Annotated in this window: 21 protein-coding genes; 1 reads left to right on the top strand and 20 read right to left on the bottom strand. The window is 58.8% G+C overall.

The window, feature by feature from the left end:
• Positions 1 to 3 precede the first annotated feature (3 nt).
• The 3 genes from GT003_RS04250 to GT003_RS04240 all read right to left on the bottom strand — a co-directional run bounded on the left by GT003_RS04250 (position 4) and on the right by GT003_RS04240 (position 3,212).
• Positions 4 to 807: a sugar phosphate isomerase/epimerase family protein gene (locus tag GT003_RS04250; RefSeq protein ID WP_161694793.1), complete on the bottom strand. Its 804-nt coding sequence runs from the start codon at positions 805 to 807 to the stop codon at positions 4 to 6.
• A 163-nt stretch (positions 808 to 970) separates the two neighbouring features.
• On the bottom strand, positions 971 to 2,077 hold the full coding sequence (locus tag GT003_RS04245) for a Gfo/Idh/MocA family oxidoreductase (RefSeq protein ID WP_161694791.1): 1,107 nt from the start codon (positions 2,075 to 2,077) through the stop codon (positions 971 to 973).
• Positions 2,078 to 2,147: 70 nt separating this feature from the next.
• Positions 2,148 to 3,212, bottom strand: a complete 1,065-nt coding sequence (locus tag GT003_RS04240; protein WP_161694789.1) for a Gfo/Idh/MocA family protein — start codon at positions 3,210 to 3,212, stop codon at positions 2,148 to 2,150.
• A 278-nt stretch (positions 3,213 to 3,490) separates the two neighbouring features.
• On the opposite strand from GT003_RS04240, the gene GT003_RS32100 reads away from it, so the two are divergent.
• Positions 3,491 to 3,637: a hypothetical protein gene (locus tag GT003_RS32100; protein WP_170312126.1), complete on the top strand. Its 147-nt coding sequence runs from the start codon at positions 3,491 to 3,493 to the stop codon at positions 3,635 to 3,637.
• 124 nt (positions 3,638 to 3,761) lie between these two features.
• On the opposite strand, the gene GT003_RS04235 is transcribed toward GT003_RS32100, so the two are convergent.
• The 17 genes from GT003_RS04235 to GT003_RS32095 form a co-directional block, all read right to left on the bottom strand.
• Positions 3,762 to 5,165 (bottom strand): NAD-dependent malic enzyme, encoded by a 1,404-nt coding sequence (locus tag GT003_RS04235; protein WP_161694787.1) that lies wholly within the window; start codon positions 5,163 to 5,165, stop codon positions 3,762 to 3,764.
• A gap of 379 nt (positions 5,166 to 5,544) precedes the next feature.
• Positions 5,545 to 7,119: an L-glutamate gamma-semialdehyde dehydrogenase gene (gene pruA / locus GT003_RS04230; RefSeq protein WP_161694785.1), complete on the bottom strand. Its 1,575-nt coding sequence runs from the start codon at positions 7,117 to 7,119 to the stop codon at positions 5,545 to 5,547.
• 26 nt (positions 7,120 to 7,145) lie between these two features.
• On the bottom strand, positions 7,146 to 8,060 hold the full coding sequence (locus GT003_RS04225) for a proline dehydrogenase family protein (protein WP_161694783.1): 915 nt from the start codon (positions 8,058 to 8,060) through the stop codon (positions 7,146 to 7,148).
• A gap of 310 nt (positions 8,061 to 8,370) precedes the next feature.
• Positions 8,371 to 9,309 carry an arginase gene (gene rocF, locus GT003_RS04220; protein WP_161694781.1) on the bottom strand — a complete coding sequence of 313 codons (939 nt, stop codon included), beginning with the start codon at positions 9,307 to 9,309 and terminating at the stop codon, positions 8,371 to 8,373.
• A 28-nt stretch (positions 9,310 to 9,337) separates the two neighbouring features.
• Positions 9,338 to 10,546, bottom strand: a complete 1,209-nt coding sequence (locus GT003_RS04215) for an ornithine--oxo-acid transaminase (RefSeq protein WP_161694779.1) — start codon at positions 10,544 to 10,546, stop codon at positions 9,338 to 9,340.
• 59 nt (positions 10,547 to 10,605) lie between these two features.
• Entirely contained in the window at positions 10,606 to 11,517 is a 912-nt protein-coding gene (rocF, locus tag GT003_RS04210) for an arginase (protein WP_161694777.1), read from the bottom strand.
• A 207-nt stretch (positions 11,518 to 11,724) separates the two neighbouring features.
• Positions 11,725 to 12,600 carry a LysR family transcriptional regulator gene (locus GT003_RS04205; RefSeq protein ID WP_161694775.1) on the bottom strand — a complete coding sequence of 292 codons (876 nt, stop codon included), beginning with the start codon at positions 12,598 to 12,600 and terminating at the stop codon, positions 11,725 to 11,727.
• 87 nt (positions 12,601 to 12,687) lie between these two features.
• Positions 12,688 to 13,203 (bottom strand): DUF6886 family protein, encoded by a 516-nt coding sequence (locus GT003_RS04200; protein WP_161694773.1) that lies wholly within the window; start codon positions 13,201 to 13,203, stop codon positions 12,688 to 12,690.
• Between the two features lie 33 nt (positions 13,204 to 13,236).
• Complete coding sequence (locus GT003_RS04195; protein ID WP_161694771.1) at positions 13,237 to 13,524, bottom strand: HesB/YadR/YfhF family protein; 288 nt, start codon at positions 13,522 to 13,524, stop codon at positions 13,237 to 13,239.
• Between the two features lie 94 nt (positions 13,525 to 13,618).
• Entirely contained in the window at positions 13,619 to 14,893 is a 1,275-nt protein-coding gene (locus GT003_RS04190; RefSeq protein WP_161694769.1) for a D-alanyl-D-alanine carboxypeptidase family protein, read from the bottom strand.
• A gap of 178 nt (positions 14,894 to 15,071) precedes the next feature.
• Positions 15,072 to 15,992 carry an aldo/keto reductase gene (locus tag GT003_RS04185; protein WP_161694767.1) on the bottom strand — a complete coding sequence of 307 codons (921 nt, stop codon included), beginning with the start codon at positions 15,990 to 15,992 and terminating at the stop codon, positions 15,072 to 15,074.
• A 52-nt stretch (positions 15,993 to 16,044) separates the two neighbouring features.
• Positions 16,045 to 16,803, bottom strand: coding sequence for an ABC transporter permease (locus GT003_RS04180; RefSeq protein ID WP_161694765.1), 759 nt, complete (start codon positions 16,801 to 16,803; stop codon positions 16,045 to 16,047).
• Positions 16,803 to 17,534 (bottom strand): ABC transporter ATP-binding protein, encoded by a 732-nt coding sequence (locus tag GT003_RS04175; protein ID WP_161694763.1) that lies wholly within the window; start codon positions 17,532 to 17,534, stop codon positions 16,803 to 16,805. The genes GT003_RS04180 and GT003_RS04175 overlap by 1 nt, the downstream gene beginning before the upstream one ends.
• 60 nt (positions 17,535 to 17,594) lie before the next feature.
• On the bottom strand, positions 17,595 to 18,407 hold the full coding sequence (locus tag GT003_RS04170) for an MBL fold metallo-hydrolase (protein WP_161694761.1): 813 nt from the start codon (positions 18,405 to 18,407) through the stop codon (positions 17,595 to 17,597).
• Positions 18,408 to 18,487: 80 nt separating this feature from the next.
• Entirely contained in the window at positions 18,488 to 18,829 is a 342-nt protein-coding gene (locus GT003_RS04165) for an ArsR/SmtB family transcription factor (protein ID WP_161694759.1), read from the bottom strand.
• A 1-nt stretch (position 18,830) separates the two neighbouring features.
• Positions 18,831 to 19,259: an SRPBCC family protein gene (locus GT003_RS04160; protein ID WP_161694757.1), complete on the bottom strand. Its 429-nt coding sequence runs from the start codon at positions 19,257 to 19,259 to the stop codon at positions 18,831 to 18,833.
• A 129-nt stretch (positions 19,260 to 19,388) separates the two neighbouring features.
• Complete coding sequence (locus GT003_RS32095) at positions 19,389 to 19,535, bottom strand: hypothetical protein (protein WP_170312125.1); 147 nt, start codon at positions 19,533 to 19,535, stop codon at positions 19,389 to 19,391.
• Positions 19,536 to 19,557: the final 22 nt, after the last annotated feature.

Genomic DNA, 19,557 nt, shown 5'->3' with positions numbered 1-19,557 from the left:
CGATTAGCGCGCTCCTAATTTTTTGAGGCAGGCGTTGAGGTAACCGTAGGACTCGGCCGCGACGGCGGTAACTTGCTCGATGCCGTGCTCCGGCGATGCGCCGATCACTTCCAGCACGACGGGACCGTCGTATCCGCCTTCCACCATGGCGGCACAGTAGCCGAACAGATCGATGTCGCCGCGTCCGCACGCTTGAAGCTCGATCGGTCCCGGACCTTGCGCACGGCCTTTGCAATCGCGAATATGGATATGCTTGACGCGGCTGAGCACGGCCGGCAGCGCTTCTTCCGCATTCTCGCCGGAGCGGTGAACGTGGCTCGGATCCATGTCGATGCCGAACGCAGGCGATGCGATCTTATCCATCGCGGCAAGCGTCGTGGGCGTATTGTAAATCGCGTTGCCGACATGCGCTTTCACGCACAGCGTCACGCCGTACGAAGCCGCGATGTCGGACAAACGGGCAAGCTCCGAGATCGAACGCTCCAAATCTTCTTCGACGCCCGACTTGCCGCCGGGGCCGACGTTGATGACCGGAATGCCGATCGCCGCGGCAGCTTGGAAGGCCGGTATCAAACGCTCGTCGGCGAGCGAAGCGACTTCCATGGAGAGAAATTTCAAGCCATGCTCCTTCGCGATCGCCTGCAGTTCTTCCTTCTGCTCCTCCCAGCGGGCGAGATCCAAATGCTCGCACATGCCTTGGATGGCGGAGATTTCGACGCCGTCGAAACCGCAGGCCGCGATAAGGCGGGCCGCTTGGGCAAAATCGTAGTTCTTGAACAAGACCGAGTTAACGCCTAATGATATCATGAATGATAAACCTCCTATAAGTGGGGGAAAAGTAGAAAGCAAGCAGTTCGGCAAGGCCGCTCAGGCGAAGCAAGGCGCGTATTATAGCAGGGCTGCGACTTGCTCCGCGCATGTGATATTGGCAAATTCGCTTGTCAGCTCAGAGCTAACTCATGACGGCTTGTTATCTCATGGTCATAGGATCGCCGTGAAGCGGAGGCAGCGGATTCGGGCGAACCAGCTCCCCGCCGCGTTCGTACGATTCGATGACCGCGAACGTGTACTCCAGAACGGCAAGCGCATCGCGGCCGTTGGCGCGCAGCTGCTCGAACGGCACTTTCGCGGATACGTCTTCCAGGAACGCGTGAAGGCGATTGTTGAACGTGCGGTCGAAGTTCGTCGTGCCATAGTCCGTGACTTCCGGCACGATCGGCGTGCTGATCGCCGGCACGCCTTTCTCCGCTTTCCAGTACGACACTTTCTCCACGCAGTTCTCGATGCAGAACGTGCCCTTGGAGCCCGCCATCTCGAGGCTCCACCAGCCGCCGAGGCCGTATACGGCATCGCCGCGCTGGCTCAGCAGGTAACCGACACCGCCATTGGCGAAACGCATGTGGATGCTGTTGATCGAGGCCATCACGTCGCCCGCGTTGCGGCGGAAGCCCGGACGGTCGGAGAACGTTTGGATATGCGTGATGTCGCCGCAGAAGTGGCGCATGACGCTGAACGGATGCGTCAGGAAGGCTTTCATATGGAAGTATGGATGGCCTTTCACTTTCGGGCTGCCGGCCAAGCCGTAGTTCGCCTCGCCGCCGTTAAAGCCCATCTTGGCCAAACAGTACACCAGCTCGCCGATCTCGCCGTTGTCGACGTACTGCTTCGCTTTCGCCGCCGGCTCGGTGAAATAATGGTTCAGGTTGCAGCCGAGGTACACTTTCTTCTTCTCGGCGAAAGCGACCAGCTCTCTCGCTTCGCGGATGTCATGGCAGAGCGGCTTCTCGACGAGCACGTGCTTGCCGTAGCTGATGGCTTCCATTGCCGGCTCGAAATGCCAGCTGCCGTTATCGATTCCGCCCGTCGTGATATCGATGACTTCGATGTCGGGCTCGTTCTCGATCATGTCTTTCAGGCTGTAATACGCCTTCACGCCGTATTTCTCCGCGGTCGCGTCCGCGCGTTCCTTGACGACGTCGCAAACGGCGACCAAATCCGCCAATTCTTCTTCCTGATAGCAGGCTGCATGCAAATTCCCGATTCCGTTCAAACCGACCAACCCGATCTTTACTGCCACGAGTATCACTCCCGAATACGTATTTTGGCGAAGCTATGTGGATCTAGCGGTTATTCAAACCCCATCTCGACTAGACGTCGTTGACGGCTGGATCGTTCAGCGACACGCGCCGGCCTTCCCTCGACGAAACGTAGGTTGCCAGCACCATGCGCAGCGATGTACGTCCTTCCTCCGCCGTAGCGAGCGGCTCGCGTTCTCCTCGCAGGAAGGCAGCCAGCGGCACGGCCAGTCCGCGAATCCGCTCGTAATGGTTCGGCGGAGACGCGATATCGCTGTCCACCCAGGCATTCGCCGCCGCGTCAAACCGGCGAAGACCCGCGCCGGCGTCCGGCCTTGGCGCGTTCGCGCTCGGAGCGTCGCCGTAATTCTGAACGATCGTTCCGCGCTCTCCGATGATTTCCGTCGTGTTCTGAATCGCGTGGCAAGTGAAGGAGCAGCTCACCTCGGCGATCGGTCCAGCCGCATATCTATAAATCGCAATGCCGTTATCGTTGGGAATACGCGGATTGAAGAGCGATGCAAGCTCCGCGGTTACGCTCTCCGGCTCTCCCAGCAGCCAATGGATAAAATCGGCGGGATGCGAGCTGTCGTCCGCCCAAATATCCCGGTTGCTGGCCGGATCGACGTGCCAGGTGTTCGCGAAGTCGGCATTCAGCCCGGCGTTCAAGCCGTGGCGCCGCCGAACCATGAACACTTGGCCAAGCTCGCCGCCCTGCAGCCATGCTTTCATTTGAACGTTCTGCGGGTCGACCCGCATCTGCCAGGCGAGCGTGAACGGCACGCCGTGCCGCTCGACGGCGGCGACGATCTTGTCCGCTTCGGCCATGGTCAGCGCAATCGGCTTCTGCAGGATGATCGCCTTGCCGGCCGCTGCCGCGAGCTGTACCAGGTCTGCATGCCTTGACGTTTCCGAGGCGATGACGACGGCCTGCACGTCTTCCCGCGCGAGCAGCGTCTCCGCGCTGTCGCAGCCTTCTAACCCGTAAGCATTGACGGCAGCTTCAAGCCTTTCCGGAGCGTGATCCCAGCCTGCGACGACGCGCACGCCCAGATCCGCCTGCTTCCATTCCTCGCAATAGGCGTTGACATGGCCATGAGCAAAGCCCAAAATTCCAACGCCGATCGTATCGTTCATATTCAGCCTCCACCATCAATTTTGGCTTACAAGAGATGAAACGGATGTCATTTCATGGCTGCAGTGAACGTTTCATCCATGAGAAAACGCTTACTATCCCCATCATAGCCGTCAAAACGCTTCGTTTCATGGCTGATCGGGACAAAGGATTCTCCGATTTGGACCGTTTTGGCGGTTTTGGCTCCCAATTGCATGCCGTCTCCATGTCCTAGGGCAGTCTAAGGAGGCCTGCATCGATCGCATGCGGGTTAATTTAGGCAGCGTAAGGAGGGATCGACATGGGGCGCCATGAGAATCAAGGGATTCCCGGAAAGATGAAGGGCATGCGGGCAAAGGACAGTCAAGCTGAGAACGACGTCGCAGCCTCCACGGACCGTAATCGCAATCAGAAAGGCCATGTGCCGAATAGTCCGTCGACTGGCTAGCATCCGGCTCTTGGCACGCAGAAAAGGCCGCCACCCCCTTCTCACGGATGGGGATGACGGCCTTTCTTCTATCTTGCGTTATCGTTATGGCGATGATTGAGGCAGCTATGCTGATGCTGCGCGGTTACCTGAAGTCCGGCGGCGTCCGGCGCGCGGAATTCGTCAGGATTGCGGCTTCGATGACGGCTTTCCTCACGAGCGTAACGACCTTCTCGTTAAAAATGCTCGGGATGATGTACAGCTCATTGAGTTCGTCGGGCGTTACGACGGAGGCGATGGCGCGCGCGGCCGCAAGCTTCATCGGCTCGTTGATATGCCTGGCGCGGCAGTCCAACGCCCCTCGGAACAACCCCGGAAAGACGAGCACGTTGTTGATTTGATTCGGGTAATCGCTCCTCCCCGTCGCGAAGACGGCCACATGCGGCAGCGCTTCCTCCGGCGAAATCTCCGGCTCGGGATTCGCCATGGCGAACACGATCGCGCCGGGCTTCATCCTTTTGACGTCCTCTTCGTTCAGCACGCGCGCCCGCGAGACGCCGATGAAGACGTCGGCGTCCGCGATGAGTTCCTTGAGCGTCCCGGCGTTGGCTTCGACCTGCGGCTGTTCCGCCAGCCACTGCCACATCGGATACGGGTACGATTGACCGCGCACGAGGGCTCCCTCCCGATCGATCGGGACGAGATGCCTTACGCCGGCGCCGAGCAGCATTTTGCAGATCGACACGCCTGCCGCCCCGATGCCGTTCACGACGACGCGAATGTTCTCCATCCGCTTGCCGACGACCTTGAGTGCGTTGATCAGGCCGGCGATCGTGACGACCGCGGTGCCGTGCTGATCGTCGTGGAAGACGGGGATGTCCAATTCGGCCGCCAGCCGCCGTTCGATCTCGAAGCAGCGCGGAGAGCCGATATCCTCTAAATTAATGCCGCCAAAAATCGGGCTGATCGTCTTGATCGTCCGGATGATCTCTTCCGTGTCCTTCGTGTCGAGACAGATGGGGAACGCGTCCACGCCGGCGAGCTGCTTGAACAGCATCGCCTTCCCCTCCATGACCGGCGCCGCGGCATGCGGTCCGATATCTCCGAGACCGAGCACGGCAGTTCCGTCCGTCACGACGGCGACCGTATTGCGCTTGATGGTCAGCGAATACGCCTTGCCCGGGTCCTCCGCGATCGCTCGGCATACTTTGGCGACGCCCGGCGTGTACACTTTGGACAAGTCGTCCCGGTTCTTGATCGGCAGCGTCGGCTGAATGGTGATTTTGCCCCCGAGATGGACGAGGAACGTGCGGTCGGATACGTTGACGACCTTGATGCCGTCAAGCGCCCGAAGCGCCTCGACGACGGCTGTTTCCTTGTTGTCCTGAAGATCGACCGTAATGTCTCTAGTCGACGTATCGGATCCCGGGCGAATGACGTCGATCGACGTAATGTCTCCCCCGGCCTTGCTGATCGTCGCCGCCACGTCGCCGAAGCTTACTTTCTTATGGTCCAGCTCCAGCCGAAAAATGATGCTCGTTTGCGCCATTGTAAGCTCACAGCCTCTCCTCCGGACGTACGTTCCGCCCGTTATTGTCCAAGCCTCTCACCGGCACCAAAGCTGCCCGGCTCTTCGATTATGTAGTACCCTTTCCCGTTCGGACGCAATCAGGTTCAGGTTAGGCGGCATTGCCAGATAGATTCCATCATAGCCAATCAAGGCCATAATCATGCGCGACGGACCTGCAGTTCATAATTCATGCTTTATACTGCATGCTTCATGATCCATGCTTCATAATTCATGCTTCATGATCCATGCTTCATGATTCGTGCTTCATGCTTCATGCTTCATGCTTCATGCTTCGTACCTGTTCCTTCTTACGCATTGGTCCCCTGCCCCGAAGAAGGCAGAGGACCGCAGCATGCTATTAGACCTTGCGGGAAGTAAGCTTCGCTTGCGTGAACAGCAGCAGGTAATCGGGTCCGCCGGCTTTGGAGTCCGTGCCCGACATGTTGAAGCCGCCGAACGGATGCACCCCGACGAGCGCGCCGGTGCATTTGCGGTTGACGTACAGGTTGCCGCAGTGGATCGTATCCAACGCTTCCGCGATCCGGTCTTCGTCGGTGGAGAAGAACGATCCCGTCAACCCGTATTCCGTGTCGTTGAAGATGGCGATCGCATCGCGCCAGTCCTTCGCTTTGGCCAGCGCGAGCACGGGTCCGAATATTTCCTCCTGCATGATGCGCGCCTTGGGATCGACCTCGCCGAAGATGGTCGGTTGAATGTAGTAGCCGTTCCCCGAGGCTTTGGCACCGCCTATGAGCAGCGCGCCTTCCTCCCTGCCCACATCGATATAGTCCAGAATGCGTGCATAGGAGATTTGATCGATCACGGGACCGACGGCGCAATTCAGCTCCGGCAAGCCGATCTGAAGCTTCTCGGCCAGCGCCACGACGTATCCGGCGACCTCGTCGTACACCTCTTGGACGATAATCGCGCGCGAACCGGCCGAGCACTTCTGACCCTGGAAGCCGAAAGCGGAAGCGACGATCGCCGCGGCTGCCGCCTCGAGATCGGCCGTCTCGTCGACGACGATCCCGTCCTTGCCGCCCATCTCCGCGATGACGCGCTTGATCCAGATTTGACCCGGCGCCGTCTCCGCGGCGAGCTTATTGATGCGCAGGCCGACCTCCTTGGAGCCCGTGAAGCTGACGAATCGCGTCTTCGGATGCGCCGTCAGGTAATCTCCGATTTCCGCGCCGCTGCCCGGAATGTAGTTGATGACCCCGGCGGGCAGCCCGGCTTCCTCCATCAGCGCGACGAATTGATGCGCGATGACCGGCGTCGTCGAGGCCGGCTTGAGCAGCACGGTATTGCCCGATACGACTGCGGCAGCCGTCATGCCGACGCAGATCGCGAGCGGAAAATTCCACGGCGGAATAATAACGCCGACGCCGAGCGGCGTATAAGTCAAACGATTGACCTCGCCCGGGATCGACGCCAGCGGCTGCGTCTCGTTGATGGCGCTCAGACGAAGCATCTCGCGCCCGTAGAATTCCAAGAAATCGATGGCCTCCGCCGTATCCACGTCAGCCTCCGCGTAATTCTTGCCGGACTCCAGCAGCATCAGCGCGGAGAATTCATGCTTGCGCTCGCGCATCAGCTTCGCCGCCTTGAACAGATAGCCCGCCCTTTGGCTGGCCGGGACCTTGCTCCAGGTTTCGAACGCGTTCAAAGCCGCCTGCATGGCCTGCTCCGCCAATTCTTGGTTCGCACGGCTGACCAAGCCGATGACCTCGGTAACGTTGCCCGGATTGATGGACGTGATTTTCGCTTCGGTCTCGATCATTTGACCGCCGATCTTGAGCGGGTAGGCGCGGCCGAATTCGGATTTCGCTTTCGCGATGGCAGCTTCCATCGCCGCTTTGTTCTCTGCCAGGCTGAAATCGGTGAACGGTTCATTCGCGTAAGGCTTCATCTCATTGAAAGGAATTGTCGTCATGGCCATTCTCCTCTCCCGGATGGGGCTTAGTTCAGCAGGTTTCTCAGGACGAACCAAACGTTGGCGGGCCGCTCGGCCAAGCGCCGCATGAAGTAACCGAACCAATCGATGCCGAACGGTACATAGATACGAACGCGGTAACCCTCCCGGACGAGCCGCTTTTGCAAGTCTTCGCAGATGCCGTACAGCATTTGGAACTCGAACGCCTCTCGGCTTATGCCTTCTTCGCTCACGAGCCGCTTCGTATAGTCGATGATCGCTTCGTCGTGACTCGCGACTGCTGTGTAATTGCCGTTCAAGAGATGCAGGCAGATGATGCGCTTCAAATTGTCGTCCACGTCCTTCTTCGACGCGAAAGCGATGCCGGGCGGTTCTTTGTAAGCGCCTTTGACAAGCCGTAGATTGGCCTTCAGCGCATGCATCTCCTTCACGTCCTCCTCCGTTCGGAACAAATACGCTTGCAGGACGATGCCCACATTGTCGTATTCGCGGCGAAGCGACCGGTAAATATCGAGCGCAGGCTGACAGTGCGCCGAATCCTCCATGTCGATGCGGACGAAATTACCGTGCTCGCGCGCGCGATCCAGAATCCGCTTCATGTTCCGCGCGCAAAGTTCGCGATCGATATCGAGCCCGAGCGAAGAGAGCTTCAGCGACAGATTCGACAGCACGCCCGACTCCGCGATGGCGTCGAGCGTCTGCAAACACATGTCCGCCGAACGCTCGGCCTCTTCCCCGCTAGTGACGAATTCGCCCAGATGATCGAGCGTCGCCATCCTGCCGTCCGCGTTCAGCCTGCCGACGGCATCGATCGATTGGCGGATCGTTTCGCCTGCAACGAATCGCGCAGCGCCGAGGCGAAGGCCGTATTTCTTTGCCATGCGGTGCGCGAAGGTGCTTTTGCCGAGTGCTTGAAACACGCCTTTCAGGAGCAGTTCCATATCGAATGCCTCCCGCAATTTGTGCCTTGAAAACAAATTGTCTGAATATATTATACAATTTGTTCAAGAAAATGAACAATCATCCAATGAGAACGCCATACGATTACATAGATGCGGGGACCTAGAATAAGGTTCAATATTGGGCGGGAATCGATTGCGGACGAGAGGAGAATAGCAACAGCCGCCCGCAGCTCGCGATCGGTGGATGGCGGAACATAAGGCGGCTGTTATCGGGACTGATTCATTGATCATGATCGTTCATTGCTGCGTCTTCGCCGCTGTCTTCATAACCGTATTCACGCATGGCCGATTACAGAATCCGCTTGCCCAGAAGCGATGCGATGAGCCCGATCGCGAGACGTGCCGTGCGCCTGCTGTCGTCCAGCATGGCATTCACCTCTACCATGTCGATGGACGAGACGCGCCCGGATTCCGCGATCAGCTCGCAGGCAAAATGCGCTTCCCGGTAGGTCAAGCCGCCCGGGACCTGCATGCCGACGCCGGGCGCTTCAAGCGGATCCAAGCAATCCGCGGAGAAGCTGACGTGAATGCCGTCCGTGCCGTCGCCCGCGATTTCGAGCGCCCGGCGCATGACCGCTTCGACGCCCATCCGGTCGATTTCGTGCATCGTGAATACCGTAATGCCTTCCGCCAATATCAGCTCGCGCTCTTCCGGCTCGACGTCGCGCACGCCGATCAACACGACGCTGCGCTTGTCGATCGCGCGGCTCTCTTCGCCTCCCGTCATCTCCGACAAGCTCAGCTTTGCATAGCCGAGCGCCACCGCAAGCGACATGCCCCCGATGCTGCCGGACGGGCTGTTAGCTTCCGTATGGAAGCCGGCGTGCGCATCGAAGTAAATAACGCCGTATCGCTTCCCGGCCTGCCCGGCGAGACCGGCTAACGCGCCGATCGTGACGCTGCGATCGCCTCCCAGCACGAGCGGCAGCTCGCCGCGGCCGACGGCCTGCGAGACGAGATCCGCCACGCGGCCGCCCATCTCCACGACCTCGGGCAAATGCCTGACGTGCCCATCCTTGGACGGCGAATGGGAGCGCTGGAATAAGCCCGTTACTTTCGATTCCCCGGCGACTTCGTAAGCGGTCTTGCGCAGCTGCCGAAGCAGACCTGCCTGCATCATCGATTCCGGTCCTGCCTCGTTGCCTGGCCTGCCCGCTCCTAGACCGAAGGGCACTTGAACGAGATGTACGTGCTTAGCCGCGTTCGCTGCTGGATGCTTATCTGCCATATCGGATCGATCCACCTTCCACAAGGTTTTAGTCGGTTTCAAACAACTGTCGGATCCGTTCGAATGCCCAATCGAGCTCATCGTTCGTGATCGTGAGCGGAGGCGCGAATCGAATCGTCGTCTCGTGGGTTTCCTTGCATAGGATGCCGAGGTCCTTCAGCTTCTCGCAATACGGGCGCGCCTGAACCGTCAGCTCCGCGCCGATAAACAAGCCGCGACCGCGAACTTCCTTGATTGCGGCGCTTTGCAATCCGCGAAGCTGCTCGATGAAATACGTACCCAGCGCAAGCGAACGGTCAACCAGCCCTTCGTCCTCGAGCACGTCCAGCGCCGCGATCGCGACCGCGCAGCCCAGCGGATTGCCGCCGAACGTCGAGCCGTGCGAGCCGGGTTCGAAGACGCCCAGGATCTCCTCGTCCGCCGCCACTCCCGAAATCGGATATACGCCTCCGCCCAGTGCTTTGCCCATGATATAAATGTCGGGCACGACGCCCTCCCACTCGCTTGCGAACAGCTTGCCGGTACGTCCGAAGCCGGTTTGAATCTCGTCCGCCGCGAGCAGTACGCGTTCCTGCTTGCACAGCTCGCTCGCAGCCTTCAGGAAGCCATCCGGCGGCAGCACGATTCCGGCTTCGCCCTGAATCGGCTCCACGAGGAACGCAGCCGTATTCGGCGTTATGGCCGCCTTCAACGCATCGATATCGCCGTATGGAATGATGCGGAAGCCTGGCGTGAACGGACCGAAGCCCGCGCGGTAAGCCTCATCGGACGAGAACGACGTCACGGTAATCGTCCTACCGTGGAAATTCCCTTCGCAGACGATGATCTCCGCTTGGTCCTCTGGTACCTTCTTCACGCCGTACGCCCAGCGCCGTGCCGCCTTCAGCGCCGTCTCCACTGCTTCCGCGCCCGTGTTCATCGGCAGAATCATGCCTTTGCCCGTCAGCTTCGCCAGCTTCTCGTAGAATTCGCCCAAACGTTCGTTATGGAACGCGCGCGAGGTCAGCGTTACTTTGTCCGCCTGTTCCTTGAGCGCGGCGACGATGCGCGGGTGGCGATGCCCATGATTGAGCGCGGAGTAAGCGCTCAGCATATCCATAAACCGATTCCCTTCGGGGTCCTCGACCCATACGCCCTCGGCCTTCGCGATCACGATCGGCAGCGGATGATAATTATGCGCGCCGAACCGCTCGGTCTGTTCGATGATCTGCCGGGACGAGCTAGATGGTTCTGCCATGCGGACACACTCCCTCTGTCATCATCCTCGTTGTCTACGCTCATCGTCGGACGCGCCGTCTACAGAATCCGTTCGCCGAACGCAGAGCCGATCAATTCCACGGCCGCGACGGCCGTTTTATTATGCCGGTCAAGCATCGGATTAACCTCCACGAATTCGGCGGACACGAGCAAATTCCGTTCGAACAGCAGCTCCATCGCAAAATGGCTCTCCCGGTACGACATGCCTCCGGACACGGGCGTACCCACGCCCGGCGCATCCCAAGGGTCCATGCCGTCCAGGTCCAAACTCAAATGAACGCCGTCCGTGCCGTTCGAAACGATGTCCATCGCATCCTCCATGACCTGCTTCATCCCGTAACGGTCGATATCGTGCATCGTGAAAACTTTAATGCCCTTTGCTTTAAGAAACTCGCGCTCTCCGGGATCGATCGACCGCGCGCCGATGATGACGACATTCTCCGGCTGCAGCTTAAGGCCGGCGCCGCCGATCGAGATCAGATCGGGATGACCGTAGCCGAGCGCCGCCGCGAGCGACATCCCGTGGATGTTGCCCGAGCCCGTCGTTAGATGCGTGTTGACGTCGCTGTGCGCATCAAACCAAATAACGCCCAGCCGCTTGACCCGCTGCAGGACGCCCTTGATGGTGCCGATCGCGATGCTGTGGTCGCCGCCCAATACGAGCGGGAATCTGCCTTTCCCCATCTCCGCGCTGACCGTCTCGCACAGGTCTTGGTTCACTCTGGCGATCTCGCCGAGATACTTCAGCTTCTCGCCGGGAGCGGGCGGCTGCAAGCTCCTCCGTACGTTCAGATCGCCCAGATCCTCGAGCGAATAGCCAAGCGCTTGTAACCGTTCATGCAGGTTCGCGCCCCGAATCGCATCGGGACCCAGATCAACGCCCTTCCGGTCTGCGCCATAATGAAGCGGTACGCCGATAATCGTGATGTTCTTGTTCTTCACCGCATCCATATGCTGCACCTCTTCCTAGACTTTCCGTTATCCTTATTGTAGCATAGCGGTTTTTGTTGAAAAAATTGAATTATCCAATCGTTACGATTAAGAAAACCAATGTTACCGCTTTTTTCCGTTGAAGCCGAAAAACCCCCGGCTGCCTAAGCCGCCGGAGGATAGCTGCATTGCGTACTGCGTTGCCGCAATTTCGAGATCGTACTTTCGTCAATCCCATTCCTTCCAGATCCGCTTGACGATTTCCGCGAAGGAATGGATATTCTGCTCCGCGGCCCGTTTCCGCAGGATGACCATGTTGGTCTCGATCTTGCCCGGAAAACGGTGAATCTCGGCCAGCGTTCCCTTGCGAAGCTCGTCTTCGACCAGCGCGGCGCCCAGCAGCGCGGTGCCGGTATGATACATGACCGTCCGCTTGATCGTCTCGTCGGAGACGCATTCGATGTATTTGTCCGGCGCGATGCCGTATTCCTTGAGGCAGTCGTTCACGAGGCGTTGAATGTTGGATCCCGACTTGTACGTTATGAACGGATAGGTTTCCAGCAGCTCCGCCAGCTCATGCTGCGCGAGCAGCTCGCTTGTCGTGACGAGGACGAGATCTTCCTTGCCGAGCGGCATCGTCTCCATCTGCGGCGAATCGCACGGGCCGGCGATGATCGCCAGGTCCGCTTCGTTCGCGGATACTTTCCGCATGGCGTCGTTGCTGTCGCATGAGAACAGCTGCAGCTTGACGCTGGGATTCTCGACGATATACGAATGAAGAATGAGCGACAGATACTGCGTGCAGTAGAATTCGGGCGCCGCGACGGTCAGCAGGCCATGCGGATTCTCGAGCTTGCGCAGCTCGGCCTCCATCTCTTCCATAAGCGCGAGCGTCTTATCCACGTATTGCTTGACGAGCTTGCCTGCGGGGGTCAGGTAGGTTCGTTTCCCGCTCCGCCCCAGCAGCGCAACGCCCAGCTCGCTCTCGAGCGACTGGAGCTGCAGCGTAATCGTCGGTTGCGAATAACCGAGCAGATCGGCGGCCCGCGTCAAATTTAGCGTGTCCGCGACGACCTGGAATGTCTTGTATTTCTTAAAATCCATCCACGCTCACGTCCTTGCCGACTTCATGGACTCATTATAGTCGGGAATGCCCGCAAGGGGCAAGCCGGGTACATCCCGTCGGAACGGTCATTCCGCCGTTCTGGCGTTGCCCATGCGAATCATCGAGAATTGCACCGTCGAAGAAGGAATCGCAGCCCGAAGCAGTTGCAAGGAAGGCGTAATCCGAACCTCTATTCCGGCCTCCGCCAGTGCGCCAAGGCAATCGTCGATGCGGTGAACGCCGATCGGCGCCGCTTCTTCCCGGCTGATGTAGTATCCTGCATCCTCCGAATAAAGCTCGAACTGCCCGGCGTCGAACTCGTACCTGTATACGGGCGTGTCGCGGAAACGGTCCAGCCAGCCGCTCTCGACCGCGACGATCCGCTCCGTGCCCGAGAAGCCGAAGAAACGTTCCCGGTCGGAATCGCTCGTATCTTGCTTTGCCCAAAAACAAACCCGAGGGCAGTCCCTCGGGAAGTAGTAATGATAAGCATGCCATTCGTTAATCGCCCACACCATTGCCGACTCATTCATCCGATAGGGCAGCTGGCGCGGACGGAACGTGCGGATATTCGGATTTTCACTGAAATGATACAATCGCAAGCGCTTCGCTCCATTTCCGCGTTAGGGGTTCGATTATTCGATATCCATCGAGATATCGTCTTCTGCCGCATTGAACCGGATGAGCAGCTGCTTGTTATCCAAGAACCACAAGTTATCCGACTCCATATAGAACGTGATGCCTTCCACGACGTCCTTCAGGCCCGGGTTTCGGGGGATATCCTTCATGATGCCGAGCGAGTAACCGGGTTGAACGCTGCCGCTGCCGCCTAGTCTAACGAAAATGCGCAAATGATCGCCATCCGACAATTCCAATTCTCTGATGTACCACTGTGCAGCCGTCTGTTCCACCGAAAGCTTCATCGTTTCCATCTCCTCGTTTTGGATACGGTTACATGATATATATACGCCGCCGGTTAGTGATTTACCTCTTTGATTCGCGAAAATCGCAAAGGAGCTAGTAGCTGCTTCCCCGCCCCAGTCTTCGGCGCTTGACGCGAACGAAGGCGAACAGGAATAAGTACAACAGCAGCCCGATCCAAACGAAGAAGATGCGGAGCTTATTCCCCATCGAGGGTTCCGACGCGCCGCCGGCGCTCTTGGACGCCGCGCGTTCAACCGATTCCGATTGCTCCGAATACAACTTCGCGATAGCGCCTAGATTCGGCGATACCGGCTGCAGCCGGCCGGCCGTTTCGATGCCAAGCGAAGTCTGGACCAGCACATCGCCCGCGGCAGAGACGGTAATGATCGGCTTCTCGCCTCTTGGCACGACGGCCATCAGCGGCTCCTTCGGAGCGAACGAAGGTTCGTCGCTGCCGGCCAGCGGATACGCCGCATTCGCCGTCGACACCTGCTGCATGTCAAAGTACCGGAATCCGTAATCGAGCAGCTTCGTCATGTCCTTGTATAGCACGGACTTGGTCGGGGATTTCAGCAGCACGCCGATCAGCTCCAGCCCGTCCCGCTTCGCCGAGGTAACGAGCGTAAAGCCCGAATCGCCGGTGTAGCCGTTCTTGATGCCGGTTACGCCTTCATAGTTGCCGAGCAGTTCATTATGGTTAATCAGCGTCGTCTTCCACGTTAATCCGTCCCATGCCATCTTCTTCGTGCCGACGATCGTTCTGAAGAGGTCGTTCCGCATGGCGTACCTGGAGATCTTCGCCATATCGAGCGCCGTCGTATATTGCGCGGCATCCGGCAGCCCGCTCGGATTCGTGAAATGCGTATGCGCCGCTCCGGCTTTCTCCCGCACAAACCGGTTCATCCGCTCGGCGAACGCCGCTTTGGAGCCGTCGACGAATTCGGCGATGGCGGTGGCAGCATCGTTTCCGGAGTTCAGCAGCATACCGTATAACAGGTTGATCAGCGTCTGCTGCTCGCCTTCCTCCAGATAAATGCGCGTTCCGTCTTCGTTGCGCGCTTCCTTGGACGTCGTCACGATGCTGTCCAGGTCCAGTCCGCTCTCGATGGCAATAATGCCGGTAATGATCTTCGTAATGCTGGCCGGAAACTGCTCTTTCTCCGCGTTGCGCGCATAGAGCACCGTTCCCGTCTTCGCGTCGATCAGAATGGCCGAATCGGAAGCCAAATTAGGCGGTGTCCGATCCGTCTGATCCGTCTGATTCAATTCACCCTGCTCCGGCGTGTCCGCATAGGCCGAGCCGGCGGCAGTCAGTACGATCAGAATGAGCAGCATGGCAAGCCAACGAACCCGTGTAAGCACTGTCATGAATCCTTGTCGACCTCCCGCGTCGATTTCCAAAGGCTTAGATTCTATTAACGTACCACTAGAATCGACAGGTCAGCAATTATTATTTTGCGGGAATGCAGGCTCGCTTCGTCCGCGTGCAACGGCAGAAAAGCCTTGAGCTCGGCTCAAGGCTTCTCCTTGCTATATCGCGATCGCGTTACCGCTGCACGTCCTGCGGGTGAGGCTCCGTAATAAGCGCCGCGACGCTTGCATTGGAGCTGACCTGCGCGGGGCTCTTGCAGCCCGGAATGACGGCCGTCACGGCCGGGTGCTTCAAGCACCATGCCAGCGCCCAAGCTGCCATATCCACGCCGGCTGGCACTTCTTCCGCCGCGATGCGCTGTACTTCCTGCAGCTTCTGCACCGTGCTCTCGCGGTCATGACGATGGCGGACGTCGGTCTGGTCGAATACCGCATCCGGTTTGTATTTGCCGCTCAAGTAGCCGCTCGCGAGCGGAACGCGTGCCAGTACGCCCAGGTCTTGACGGATGCAGGACGGGAACACGTCCGATTCCGGCACTTGATCGAGCCGGTTGTAGACGACCTGAATGACCTCGGAGCCGACCTTCGAAGACGCATCCACTTGATGGACGTTGGCGTTGCTGCCGATGGACGTGCCCAGGTGCTTGATTTTGCCGGCTTTGACCTGCTCGTTCAAGACGGACCAGAGCTCATCGTTGTCGAACACCGCATCGGGACCCGAATGGAATTGATAAAGATCGACATGGTCTGTCTTGAGCGCCCGCAGGGAAGCGTCCAGCTGCTTCACGACATCGTCGGCCGAGAAGCTGTCGGTACGCGTGAACCGTTCATGAAAGTGATGGCCGAACTTCGTCGCTACGATCCAATCCTCGCGTTTGCGGCGGGACAAGTAATCGCCGATCAGCGATTCGGACAGGTGATCGCCATAACACTCCGCCGTATCGATCAGATTAATGCCGAGCTCGGCTGCCCGGTCCAGAATCGCATCGGCTTCGTCCTGCGTGAATTGCTGTCCCCACTCGCCGCCGAACTGCCATGTGCCGACGCCGATGACGGAAACCTCGAGTCCCGTCCGTCCAAGTCTGCGATATTTCATGTTCCTTTCTCTCCCTTCGATTGACGCGGACAGGCGATGCCTGTCCGTGCTGTTACTCATTACCCAATCGGCGAAGCTGCATCGCTTCCGTAAACCACAGCTTATAGCTGAGCAGACTGAGAATAATGCTCGTCACGGCCGCCGAGGACGTAAAGGCGAATACGATCAAGATCTGGTAGCGAACCGCCTGCATCGGATCCGCGCCGGCGATGATCATGCCCGTCATCATGCCCGGCAGTTGAACGATGCCGACCGTCTTCATGCCGTCGATCGTCGGAATCAAGCTTGCTTTCACCGCCCGCTTCATGCAGAGCTGGATTGCTTGCCTCACGCTTGCGCCGAGCGCAAGCAGCGTCTCGATCTCCCCGCGCGACGACTCGACGTCGCGTTTCATCTGATTCAAGAATAACCCCGCGACGACCATCGCGTTGCCGATCGTCATCCCGCTGATCGAGATCACGTATTGCGGCGTGCTCGCAATGATATGTAAGCCAAGCAGCAGCAGCATGATCATCGCCTCGGTAGCGGCGATGGCAATGCCGATCCGCCATGCGATGCCGCTCAAGCCTTTGCCGCGCCCCGCCGCATGCCAGGCCGCGACCGCAATCATCGCGATGATGATCGGCAGCAGCACGGCGAGATGCTCCGTGCGAAATACAGCCTGCAGCACGAGTCCGACGGCCATCAGCTGCACGGCGGCGCGAATCGTGCCGATGATGATATCGCGCTCCAGCCCAAGCTTCTGACGCATGGAGACGAACACCGTAATCCCAACGAAGAGAAGCGTAAACGCGACCGCGGTAAGCGACATTACGGCCCCGCCTCCGATGCCTGCCGCTGGAGAAAACGCTCCGCCGCTTCCGTCGGAGGACGGCGAAAGAACAATGCCGTCTCGCATGCGGTGAATGCGCCGTCCGCCATGAACCAAGTGCGCGTGCTTACGCGCCTGGCCTGCTCCATATCATGCGTCACCCAGACGAGCGCCGGCTTGGCCTCGCTGCCGACGGTCAGCAGCAGCTTCTCCACCGCTTCCTTGCTGTGCTCGTCGAGAGAAGCGGTCACCTCGTCGAGCAGCAGAACGGACGGCTTCGCGAGCAGCGATCGGACGAGCGCGACGCGCTGCTTCTCGCCTCCCGACAGCGTCTCCGCTTCCTTCGCCCAATCCATCGACGAGAGGCCTGCCGCCTTCATCAGCCTCGTGGCCTCGGCTTCGTCGAACGGCGTCTCGTGAAGACGGCTGAACGTATGCAGGTTGTCCGCTACCGTTCCGGGCAGCATGACGGACTGCTGGGCGACGTAAGACGCCTTCTTGCGCCAAGCCTGCGGATGCCATCCGCTCGAAGCCTTGCTTTCCAGCAGAACCTCTCCGCCGCTTGCCGTATCGAGCAGCGCGAGGATGCGCAGCAGCGTGCTTTTGCCATGTCCCGAGGGCGCGAGCAGCGCCACGGATTCCGGTTCGTCGATCGCGGCGGAAATAGACGAGAACAAGGTTCTGCCGCCGGGCAGCGTTTTGGATAGATTCGCGAACGCCAGGATGCCCATGCGAACGCCTCCTTATTGGCCTAGCATTTCCGAAGATGGCTGGAAAGAATCGGACCGCGCTTAAATCTCGTCCGTTTTGACGTAGACCCAGATTTCGCCCGGTTGGAAGATATGATACCGTTGTCCGCGATGCCGTTCATACAGCTCGCTGACGAAGCCGGCAATGCCTTCGCTGTTGTTCGGGTAGAGATCGAAATGCAGCGGTACGACGACTCCCATCTCCGTATCGGCAGCCAGTGCGGCCGCTTCCCGCGCGTTCATGTTGCCATCGATGCCGAGGCGATGACGGAAGATATCCCTGCCGTTGATCGGGAGCATGCCGACGTCGATCCGGTATTGTTTCAGAATCGCGATCAGCTCCTCTTGGACGAGCGTATCGCCGGCATGATAGATCGTAATGCCGTCCCAATCCAGCATGTAGCCAAGGAAGCGGTCCCTTCCCTCGTCATCCGTCATCCGCGTCTCATGCCATGCCGGGATCGGATGAATCGCAAGTCCGCCTTCGCAATCGTACGCTTGTCCGAATTGAAGCGTCTCCACCCGTTCTTCGGCAATGCCGATTTCCTTCAGAATCGCCGCGCAGACGCCGGGTCCGGCGAACTTGCAGGACGGCGAAGCATCGGCGATCTGGAGCAGCGTCTCCGGATCCAAATGATCCAGATGCTCATGCGTGATGAGGACCAGATTCAAGTCTGTCAATGCCGAGGCTTCGACGGGCGGCGCGTAATTGCGCGTCCAGAAGCCTTCGGGCGGTCCCGTCAAACGGTCGACGGAGTACGTTAAGTACGGATCGACGGCAAGCTTGAAGCCGTTGCGGCGAATAATGACGCCGACTTGCCCGATGTATTGAATGGCGGCGGATAATAACGACATGGATAATCTCTCCTCTCATGACTAAAGCGTAACAGAAAAACCCGCGATTATAAACCGCGGGTTTGGTCTCCTGCCATGCGTTATTCGTCTTCCTTCTTGCTGTCCGATTCCACCAAGCGCTGCAGGGCGGACATTTTATTCTCCCAATAACGCTCGTAATAGTGCAGCCAATTGCGCAGCTCCTGCAACGGCTGGGTTTCCAGCTTGTAGCGGGTCTCGCGCCCGACCTTCCGCTCCGTGACGAGCCCGGCCTCCGACAAGATGCGCAGATGCTTGGATACCGCGGTCCTCGAAATCGGAAAGTGGCCGCTGATGACGTTCACGGGCATCTCTTGGTCGACCAGCAGCTTGAGCACTTCCCGCCGCGTCGGGTCCGCGATCGCCTGGAACACGTCGTGCTTGCCGGACGGCAGCGCCGACATATCAGGCCTCGACGTACGAGCCGAGCTTGGCGACGATGCCGACCCAGCCCTTGCCCATCGTATCGCGCACGACGCTTTGCGGCATATTGAATTCCGTTACGCCATCCGCCCGCCAGCCGGCATGGATCAAGGTGCATTGCGTCCGATTATCGCCTTGGTCTTCCAGCACGATCGTAATCGTCCACTCCTTGCCCCATTGGAACGAGATGCGTTTCGGCGCTTCGATTTCATTCACGACGCAGGGCTGGACGCCGAATGCTCCGGCATCGATGTTGAATTCGCGGCCGACGACCGGCTCGAAATTATTCGGCATGAACCAGGCGCTCAGCCCCTCGGAAGTCGAAATCGCGGCCCATACTTTCTCGATCGGCGCGTTAAAAAGCTGCGTCTGCTCAATTGGCGGCAGCGTGTTCTGAGTTTCCATTTTCATGCAGCTCCTCTGCGAAAGAGATAAGTGAATTTTCTACTTGCGTTGATCTATCGGTCAACAAACAAAAAAGCGAACCCTTTCGGTTTCGCTTTTCAGTATAGGACACCTATCGGTTTCATGTCAACCGATTCACTTCGATGAATCATTCTTGTCCTTCTTCATGCCGTGGTCTTCCCATCTGCGGGAATATGCTTTATTGGTCACCCAAATCGTCATCCACGTGACAATCACCGCGATGATTGCCGCCGAGACCCAAACCCCTGTCGGAACGCCCATCTGTTCGTCACTCCTTCGGCAG

The sequence above is a fragment of the Paenibacillus sacheonensis genome (assembly GCF_009909195.1).
Classification (GTDB): Bacteria; Bacillota; Bacilli; order Paenibacillales; family Paenibacillaceae; genus Paenibacillus_Z; species Paenibacillus_Z sacheonensis.
This window is presented reverse-complemented; position numbering and strand designations above follow the sequence as displayed.

Bases quoted from the DNA above. Each gene is read 5' to 3' on its own strand.
- GT003_RS04250 (WP_161694793.1), bottom strand. From the start codon at position 807: ATGATATCATTAGGCGTTAACTCGGTCTTGTTCAAGAACTACGATTTT.
- GT003_RS04240 (WP_161694789.1), bottom strand. From the start codon at position 3,212: ATGAACGATACGATCGGCGTTGGAATTTTGGGCTTTGCTCATGGCCAT.
- GT003_RS32100 (WP_170312126.1), top strand. From the start codon at position 3,491: ATGGGGCGCCATGAGAATCAAGGGATTCCCGGAAAGATGAAGGGCATG.
- GT003_RS04235 (WP_161694787.1), bottom strand. From the start codon at position 5,165: ATGGCGCAAACGAGCATCATTTTTCGGCTGGAGCTGGACCATAAGAAA.
- pruA (WP_161694785.1), bottom strand. From the start codon at position 7,119: ATGACGACAATTCCTTTCAATGAGATGAAGCCTTACGCGAATGAACCG.
- GT003_RS04225 (WP_161694783.1), bottom strand. From the start codon at position 8,060: ATGGAACTGCTCCTGAAAGGCGTGTTTCAAGCACTCGGCAAAAGCACC.
- rocF (WP_161694781.1), bottom strand. From the start codon at position 9,309: ATGGCAGATAAGCATCCAGCAGCGAACGCGGCTAAGCACGTACATCTC.
- GT003_RS04215 (WP_161694779.1), bottom strand. From the start codon at position 10,546: ATGGCAGAACCATCTAGCTCGTCCCGGCAGATCATCGAACAGACCGAG.
- rocF (WP_161694777.1), bottom strand. From the start codon at position 11,517: ATGGATGCGGTGAAGAACAAGAACATCACGATTATCGGCGTACCGCTT.
- GT003_RS04205 (WP_161694775.1), bottom strand. From the start codon at position 12,600: ATGGATTTTAAGAAATACAAGACATTCCAGGTCGTCGCGGACACGCTA.
- GT003_RS04195 (WP_161694771.1), bottom strand. From the start codon at position 13,524: ATGAAGCTTTCGGTGGAACAGACGGCTGCACAGTGGTACATCAGAGAA.
- GT003_RS04190 (WP_161694769.1), bottom strand. From the start codon at position 14,893: ATGACAGTGCTTACACGGGTTCGTTGGCTTGCCATGCTGCTCATTCTG.
- GT003_RS04185 (WP_161694767.1), bottom strand. From the start codon at position 15,992: ATGAAATATCGCAGACTTGGACGGACGGGACTCGAGGTTTCCGTCATC.
- GT003_RS04180 (WP_161694765.1), bottom strand. From the start codon at position 16,803: ATGTCGCTTACCGCGGTCGCGTTTACGCTTCTCTTCGTTGGGATTACG.
- GT003_RS04175 (WP_161694763.1), bottom strand. From the start codon at position 17,534: ATGGGCATCCTGGCGTTCGCGAATCTATCCAAAACGCTGCCCGGCGGC.
- GT003_RS04170 (WP_161694761.1), bottom strand. From the start codon at position 18,407: ATGTCGTTATTATCCGCCGCCATTCAATACATCGGGCAAGTCGGCGTC.
- GT003_RS04165 (WP_161694759.1), bottom strand. From the start codon at position 18,829: ATGTCGGCGCTGCCGTCCGGCAAGCACGACGTGTTCCAGGCGATCGCG.
- GT003_RS04160 (WP_161694757.1), bottom strand. From the start codon at position 19,259: ATGAAAATGGAAACTCAGAACACGCTGCCGCCAATTGAGCAGACGCAG.
- GT003_RS32095 (WP_170312125.1), bottom strand. From the start codon at position 19,535: ATGGGCGTTCCGACAGGGGTTTGGGTCTCGGCGGCAATCATCGCGGTG.